Raw genomic sequence first — 7,891 nt, 5'->3', positions numbered from 1 at the left:
ACGATCGGCAGGTCGAAGTTGACCACCAGCGGCAGGTCTTCGATGTCCAGGCCGCGGGCCGCCACATCGGTGGCCACCAGGATCTGGATCTCGCTGGCCTTGAACCGGTCCAGGGCGCGCTGGCGCGTGGCCTGGGGTTTGTCGCCATGGATACCGTCGGCATTCACGCCCTGGCCCTGAAGCTTTTCCACCAGCGCATCCACGCCGTTGCGGGTCTTGGCAAACACCAGCACCTGCTTCCAGCGGTTCTTGCGCAGCAAATGACTGAACAGCTCCGGCTTGCGCTTCTTGTCCACCGGCACCACCCACTGCTTGACCGTGTTGGCGGCCACGTTGCGCGGGCTGACTTCGATGCTCAGGGGGTCGTTGAGCATTTGCCCGGCCAACTGGCGGATGGCGTCGGAGAAGGTAGCGGAGAACAGCAGGGTCTGGCGCTTCTTCGGCAAGGCGGCATAGATGCTCTTGAGCTCTTCGGAGAAGCCGAGGTCAAGCATGCGGTCGGCCTCATCCAGCACCAGGGTCTGCAACTGGCTGAACTTCACCGCGTTCTGCCGGAACAGATCCAGCAGGCGCCCCGGGGTCGCCACCAACAAGTCCACGCCTTTGCGCAGCTTCATCATCTGCGGGTTGATGCTGACCCCGCCGTACACAGCGTAGGTGCGCAGCGGCAGATGCTCGGCATATTGGCGCACGCTTTCGTGGACCTGCTCGGCCAGCTCCCGGGTCGGCACCAGGATCAGCGCGCGCACCGAGTTGCTGTCGACCTTCGGCCCTTCCATGGTCAGCAACTGCAGCAGCGGCAAGGCGAAACCGGCGGTCTTGCCAGTGCCGGTCTGGGCCGCTGCCATCAGGTCACGACCGGCCAATACCGCCGGAATGGCTTGCGCCTGCACCGGGGTCGGGGTCTGGTAGCCGAGGGTTTCAAGGGCGCGCAGCAAGGGTTCGATCAGGCCAAGAGTGGCGAATGTCATGGGGGTACCGTAGGAAAAAGTCAGCACAGAGGGGCAATGGACGGCAGTTTACCCTAATTCCGAGACATGCTCCTGAGCCGTCCCGGGCCTGCGCAGCACGCCCCGGTGAGTGTATCCTCGCCGTACTGATTGCCACGGGTTGCCAGACAGAACGACGCGACCGCCCACCTGGCACCTACCTGTTCCCTTTGTTTTACCCCTCAGGAGTCCCACCGCGCATGGATAACCAAAACCCTTTCCAGGCCCCCACTGCCGAACTTCTCGCCAACAAGCCAGCCGATCAGAACCTGAGCCTCTACAGCATCGCCGCCATTGGCCTGAGCACCTTCATCGGCACCTCCGTGGCGGGCGCCTACTTCATCAATCAGAACCTCAAGGCACTGGGGCGCGAAAGTGAAGTGAACAAAGTCTGGGCCATGGGCATCGGCTTCTTCATCGCCATGAGCCTGGCAGGCTTTTTCCTTCCGGAGAGCATCCCCGCCGTGGTCTTCATCCTGCCGCCGATCTACGGGATGAACGCCTACGCACGCCAACTCTTTGGTCCACAGGTGGTGGAACACAAGGCCGGCAACGGGCGCTTTGTTTCGCTATGGCGAGTGGCGGGAATCAGCCTGCTGTTTTGCCTGGCCATGGCAGCAGTGGTCTTCACACTGGTGCTGCTGATCGGGTTCGAGTGAGCCTTTCGGACTGAAACCGTAACGCCGGGCATTGCCCGGCGTTCTATATTGCGACCGCGCTGCCCCCGTAACCGTTCTGCCCGATTCGCCGGGCCTTCTCCCTTCTCCCCGCCACTCGACAAACACCCCTTGCGCTTACCGGCCTTGCCCCAGGGCCGGTATGCATCCTAGGACCGGTACTAAAAGCCTCGCCCTCGATATACGGCGCAGATTCCCCTGCCTATGATGCCCACCGCCGGCACAACTCCTTATCCACACCATCAGCGCGGACGCTTTAACGGTCCTGTTCGCCAGGTTTTGCGCCGCGTGGTGACTTTCCAGGAATGGTTATGTCGAGCTTCAGATTGAACGCCCTGTCCCGTGCCACCCGTCTTTGGGTCGCCAGTCTCGGGACTGCCGTATTGTTGCCACTGAGTGGCTTGGCCCTTGCTGCAGAAGGACCTGCCACACCTGCAAAACCGCTTGGCGAGACGGTCGTCAGCGGTCACTTCATCAATCTCCCGTCACTGACCTCCAGCCCGATGCAGCGAAGCGTCGTTGAAGCCGGGACCGACTTGCTGCTGCAGGAAACCGGGATGCGCATCCGCAGCCTGGCGCCCCAGCAGGACGATACCTACAAGGACCTCAAGGTCATGACCGGCCAGTTGGAAGGGCGTGCCCGCTCCCTGGCCCCACCCGGTGACATGACCCTCGTCACCCGCGGCGACGGCAGCTTCATCGCGCTGCTGCCCGGCGCCGATGCGATCATTCGTGGCAACGCCAATGGTGAACAATCGCTGATCCGTCTTGACCCTCCACAACCTCGGGCCGCAAGCGTCATCGACTACGAGCAAAGCCCTGTCGACGAACCCGCCCATGAACTGGAAACCCTGAGCGGCCAACGCAGCCTGCAGCTCAATCGCAATGCTCAGGGTGAGACCGTCATCGATGTACTGGCCGGTTTCACCCAGGTATCGGTCGATTACATCGGTGATTACGAAGCCTTTGCCCTGGGCCAGATCGCCTCGGTCAACCGTGCCTTGAAACAGTCCCAGGTCCAGGGCGTGCGCCTGCGCCTGGTAGGCACTCAGGTAATTCCCGGCGACTATCCGATTACCGCCTCCACCGATGGAACCCTGGGCAAGGTGAGCACGCTGTTCGCCCAGGGCATGAAACAGTACAGCCCGGATCTCGTGGCCATGTTCGTCAAAGGCACCCCAGGAGTGAACACCGCAACAGGAGGCTGGGGTTATATCGGAGGACGCTATTCCGTCAACGTCATTTCATCTGCTTCAGTCTTTCGCCATGAGGTCGGCCACAACATCGGGGGCAATCACTGCTCCGACGGTACCAGCTACAAATTCGGTCATAACAACGGCACGGTCGGCAGCATCATGTGTGGCAACGACATCGGCTATTACTCCAACCCCGATGTCAAAGACATCCGCGGCGTGCCGCTGGGGGATACGCGTACCGCCAACATGGCGCGGGTATGGCGCGAAAACGCTGCGAAGATGTCCGCCTACAGTCCGGCAGTCGTGCCCCTGGCCGAAGAGCAGTCGAGCAAGATCCTCGATCAAAGGGTCAACCTGGCAGCAAACCAGTGGAGCTATTTCCCCATCGATGTTGCACCTGGCACCGAGCGCCTGGTGTTCATGACCACCAATGGCGAACGTACCGAGTACCGGTGGAAGCGTACCCAACTGCTGATCAAGCGGGGGGCCAAACCGAACCTCAACGACTACGACTATCGCTCGCAGGAAGCCTCGGCTCCGACCTTGGGGGTCAACACCCCGCAGGCTGGCCGCTGGTTCCTGGCCATACGCAGCCAGAACACGACCATTTCCGACCACGTTTTGCAGGGTTTCAGCTATGCGAACAAAAGTGAAACCGCTCACGCCCGCTACCTGAAGCTGGTGGCCACCTCCTCGGTAGACGGCAGGGACGAAGCCAGCGTGGCGGAACTGCTGCTGGCCGACGCCAGGGGCCAATCGCTACCGCGCGACCGCTGGCGCATCCACTCCACCAGCAGTGCCGGACTCGGCCTGGTCATGGGTGCCCAGGCCATCGACGGCAACCCCAGAACCTACTGGAACTCGGCGGCAAATACCCGCTATCCCCACCAGATCATCATCGACCTGGGAGCCGACAGCCGCTTCTCGCAGCTGCATTACCTGCCCCGCCAGGACAACGGCCTTGCCGGCAACATCAAGGGCTACCAGATTTATGGCAGCGACAGCCCGAACGGAGCCTGGAACTTGCTCGCCGACGGCGAGTTCAGCGCCGACAACGAGGTCAAGGCGGCGTCCCTCAAGCCTGTGGATGCGGGCAAAACACCGCTGCCGGTCATCAGTGGCAAGACCGAAGCCAACGCCGGTGAGAAGATCGTGCTGGACGCTTCCGCCTCCAGCGATCCACAAGGCAACGCCCTGAGTTTCGCCTGGGAAGCCTCGCCCAAGCTGGACTTCAGCTTCGACGGCGCACAGATCAGTTTCACGGCTCCCGAACTGCAGGAGGACACCCGCTACCGCTTCACCCTGACCCTGAGCAACGGCAGGCAGAGCAGCACCCGCACCCATGAAGTGCTGGTCAAGGGCAAGGCCGCTACCAGCAGTTGCAAGCCGCAGTGGAAAGCCGGCAACACCTACGTCACCAACGATGTGGTGCAGTGGAAAGGTCGTCAGTACCAGGCGCGTTGGTGGACATCCGGCAGCGAGCCGGGCAATCCGTCCTTCACAGGGCCTGATGGCGCAGGCAAAGTCTGGCGTGACCTTGGCCCCTGCCAGAGCGGTGGCGAGAAACCGACCGAGCCACCCGTGGAGGCGATCAAGCCGCCGATCGCCATCATCGGTGGTGCCACCGAGGCCAAGCCTGGTGAGACGGTTTACCTCGATGCCACGGCGTCCAGCGATCCGGCCGGCCTGGCCCTGAGCTACAAGTGGAGCGTGACCCCCAGCGTCGCCTTCCAGGCCGCGGGCGCCAAACTGAGTTTCATCGCGCCCAAACAGGAGCAAGACACCCAGTACCGCTTCACCCTGACCGTGGACAACGGCAAGCACAGCGTGACCCGGGACCACAGCATCGTGGTGCTGGCCGAGAAGCTGGTTACGCCTGCGGGATGCGAGGGCCCATGGAGTGCACGCGGCATCTATGTGGCAGGTAGCAAAGTCAGCCACAACGGGCGTTTCTACGTCGCACGTTGGTGGACCAACGGCAATCAACCAAGTGCCGTCACTGTCGGTGGAGAAGGCAGCGGCAAGGTCTGGCGTGACGCAGGACCTTGTAACTGAGGCGCCTTGGCGTTCGCCCTGCCTCAAGGAGCGAATGCCCATTGCGGCACCTGACACAAGCGGCGGCCCACATCGGGCCGCCGCTTGTTTTTCCAGGGCAATGTCAAGCCGGCGCGACTGCATCAGAGCTTCAGCTGTCTGGCCCTGGGGCAGGGTCCTGAGTGCAGTAGAACAGGTTCCCTAGGACCCGTACTAAAAGCTCTCCTTGCGATGTACGGCGCCAGGTCGCCTGCCTATGATGCCCCCGCCGGCACAACTCCTTATCCACATCATCAGCGCGGATGCTTTTGCGATCCTGTTCGCCAGGTTTTGCGCCGCGCTGAGACACTCCAGGAATGGTTATGTCGAGCTTCAGATTGAAACCTTTGTTCCGCGCTACCCGTCTTTGGGTCACCAGCCTGGGCACTGCCGCACTCTTGCCACTGGGTGGCATGGTCCTGGCCAGCGAGGAACCAGCCCAGGCCTCGCAGCCGAGCGGTAAAACCGTGATCAGCGGTCACTTCATCAATATCCAGACGCTGACCGCCAACCCGATGCAACGCAGCGCCGACGAGGCCGGGACTGATCAACTGCTGCAGGAAACCGGGATGCGCATCCGCAGCCTGCTTCCCCAGCAGGACGATACCTTCAAGGACCTCAAGGTCATGACCGGTCAACTCGAAGGTCGCGCCCGCTCCCTGAGCGCCCCCGGAGAAATGACCCTGGCCGCCCGCCCAGACGGCAGCTTCATCGCCCTGCTACCGGATGCCGGGGCGATCATTCGCGGCACTGCCGATGGCGCGCAATCGATGATCCGCGTCGACGCCAGCACGGCCTATAACCCAAACAGTATCGACTACGTGCCAGGCGACGACAGTGAAGCGCCGAGCCAGCAAGAGTCGCAAAGCGGCCAACGCAGTTTCCAGGTCAACCGCAACGCCCAGGGCGAAACCGTTATCGATCTATTGGCCGGTTTCTCACAGCAAGCCGCCACCTACGTCGGTGACCACGAGGCCTATGCCCTGGCCCAGGTGGCCTCGGTCAACCGAGCACTCAAGCAGTCTCAGGTCCAGGGTGTGCGCCTGCGCCTGGTGGGTACCCAGGTGGTGGCCAACGACTATCCAATCACCAGGGTCACCCTGAGCCAGGTCAGCAGCATCTATGCCGAGGGCATGCGCACATACAGCCCGGACGTGGTGGCCAGCTTCGTCGTCGGCACTCCCGGGGTGGATACCGCTGCGGGCTGGGGCTATGTGTCCGGCCGCTACACGCTCAATGACATCACCGCGACGACCGCCTTCCGCCACGAACTGGGCCACAACATCGGTGGCAACCACTGCTCCAACGGCAGCAGCTACCGCTTTGGCTACAACAACGGCCGGGTCGGCACCATTCTCTGTGGCAACCATGTGGGCTATTACTCCAACCCGGATGTCACCGATAACATGGGGATTCCACTGGGCAATGCCGGCACCGCGAACATGGCCCGGACCTGGCGCGAGAATGCCGCCCGAATGTCCGCTTACAGTCCGTCCGTGGTGCCGCTCAAGGATGAGGACAGCACCTCGATCCTCAGCCAGAAAGTCAGCCTGGCCAAGGGCGAGATGCGCTACTACCCGGTGGATGTGCCCAAAGGCACCCAGCGCCTGGTGTTCACCGTGGTGGACGGCGAGCGGACCGAGAAGTCCGGTGAGGTCCAGTTGCTGTTCAAGCGTGGTGCCCAGCCCACCACCTCCAGCTACGACTACCGTTCGATTCGTAATTACAACGTGTCCCTGGGGGTGAACAACCCACAGCCCGGCCGCTGGTACCTGGCGATCAATGCCAATAAGACGACCCAGGACCAGGTGCTTGAGGGCCAGGCCTACGGACTCACCCAGGACACGGCTCAGGGGCGGTACCTGAAACTGGTGGCCACTTCGGCAGTGGACGGCAAGGACAATGCCAGCGTCGCCGAACTGCTGCTGACCGATGCCATGGGCAAGGAGCTGCCGCGCAATAGCTGGAAGATCCACGCCACCAGCAGCGCCCTGGACGGTAACGCAACGGGTGCCCAAGCCATCGACGGCAATCCCAACACTTACTGGAGCTCGGCAACCGCTGCACGTTACCCCCACGAGATCGTGATCGACCTGGGAGCCAACAGCCGCTTCTCCCAGCTGCAATACCTGCCCCGCCAGGACGCGGGCCTGAGCGGCAACATCAAGGGCTACCAGATTTATGGCAGCGACAACCCGAACGGTGCCTGGACCTTGCTCGCCGACGGCCAGTTCAACGCCGACGACCAGGTCAAGGCGGTGTCCCTGAAACCGCTGGACGCCGGCAAGCCGCCAGTGGCACAGATCAGCGGCAAGACCGAGGCCAACGCCGGAGACAAGATCGTGCTGGACGCTTCCGCCTCCAGCGATCCACAAGGCAACGCCCTGAGTTTCACCTGGGAAGCCTCGCCCAAGCTGGACTTCAGCTTCGACGGCGCACGGATCAGTTTCACGGCTCCCGAACTGCAGGAGGATACCCGCTACCGCTTCATCCTGACCCTGAGCAACGGCAGGCAGAGCAGCACCCGCACCCATGAAGTGCTGGTCAAGGGCAAGGCCGCTACCAGCAGTTGCAAGCCGCAGTGGAAAGCCGGCAACACCTACGTCACCAACGATGTGGTGCAGTGGAAAGGTCGTCAGTACCAGGCGCGTTGGTGGACATCGGGCAGCGAGCCGGGCAATCCATCCTTCACAGGGCCTGATGGCGCCGGCAAAGTCTGGCGTGACCTTGGTCCCTGCCAGAGCGGTGGCGAGAAACCGACCGAGCCGCCCGTGGAGGCGATCAAGCCGCCGATCGCCATCATCGGTGGTGCCACCGAGGCCAAGCCGGGTGAGACGGTTTACCTCGATGCCACGGCGTCCAGTGACCCGGCCGGCCTCAAGCTGAGCTACAGCTGGAAAATCAGCCCCAGCGTCGGTTTCGACGCAGCAGGCACGCTGATGAAGTTCGTCGCCCC

4 protein-coding genes are annotated in these 7,891 nt (G+C 62.6%); 3 read left to right on the top strand and 1 reads right to left on the bottom strand.

Annotated features, from left to right (window positions below; translation table 11 throughout):
* Positions 1-971, bottom strand: a 971-nt coding sequence (locus BLX41_RS07815) for a DEAD/DEAH box helicase (protein WP_259744540.1), incomplete at its 3' end; no start/stop codon positions are given.
* A gap of 218 nt (positions 972-1,189) precedes the next feature.
* On the opposite strand from BLX41_RS07815, the gene BLX41_RS07810 reads away from it, so the two are divergent.
* From BLX41_RS07810 to BLX41_RS07800, 3 genes are all read left to right on the top strand, one after another.
* Entirely contained in the window at positions 1,190-1,648 is a 459-nt protein-coding gene (locus tag BLX41_RS07810; RefSeq protein WP_123724413.1) for a hypothetical protein, read from the top strand.
* 521 nt (positions 1,649-2,169) lie between these two features.
* The gene (locus BLX41_RS07805) at positions 2,170-4,917 is read left to right on the top strand and encodes a discoidin domain-containing protein (protein ID WP_259744538.1); all 2,748 of its coding nucleotides are present in this window, start codon (positions 2,170-2,172) and stop codon (positions 4,915-4,917) included.
* Positions 4,918-5,258: 341 nt separating this feature from the next.
* On the top strand, positions 5,259-7,891 hold a 2,633-nt coding region (locus BLX41_RS07800; RefSeq protein WP_123724607.1), incomplete at its 3' end, for a discoidin domain-containing protein.

This window comes from Pseudomonas protegens (assembly GCF_003732485.1).
Lineage (GTDB): Bacteria > Pseudomonadota > Gammaproteobacteria > Pseudomonadales > Pseudomonadaceae > Aquipseudomonas > Aquipseudomonas protegens_B.
The sequence above is the reverse complement of the archived record's forward strand: the minus strand, read 5'-3'. Positions and strand labels throughout refer to the sequence as shown.